Genomic DNA, 391 nt, shown 5'->3' with positions numbered 1-391 from the left:
CGCAGCGGCACGGCGAACAGCTCGCCGAGCTCGCGGTAGAAATCCGCGAGGTTGCTTTGCGGGTGATCGATGGCGCCGACGGTGAGGTCGGGAAGCTGGGCGAGGCGCTCGGCGAGCAGGCGCAGGACCACGCTCTTGCCGCTACCCGGCTCGCCGTGGACCATCGCGAAGCCGCCTTCGCGGATCTGCGCCTGCTCGATGCGCCAGAGGAACTGCTCCACCCGCGGCGGGACGTAGAGGGCCTCGATCGGCAGCTCCGAGGAGAAGGGGTGCCATTTCAGCCCATAGAGGGCAAGCAGTCGGCTATTCATGGGCAGGGCGAGCGCGTATAAATTCTCAGCCCAAGAGGACCTTAGCGCGGTAATCATCGTTCCAAGTGGCCTTGCGACGC

Annotated in this window: 1 protein-coding gene; it reads right to left on the bottom strand. The window is 66.0% G+C overall.

Annotated features, from left to right (window positions below):
* The coding region (locus G3446_RS27340; protein WP_164456766.1) for an AAA family ATPase at window positions 1–311 on the bottom strand (311 nt) is incomplete at its 3' end.
* Window positions 312–391: the final 80 nt, after the last annotated feature.

Origin of the sequence: Thiorhodococcus minor, from assembly GCF_010820565.1 — a bacterium.
In the GTDB taxonomy this organism is placed as follows: Bacteria; Pseudomonadota; Gammaproteobacteria; order Chromatiales; family Chromatiaceae; genus Thiorhodococcus; species Thiorhodococcus minor.
Note: the sequence above shows the minus strand (reverse complement) of the source record. Positions and strands in the feature narration are given on the sequence as shown.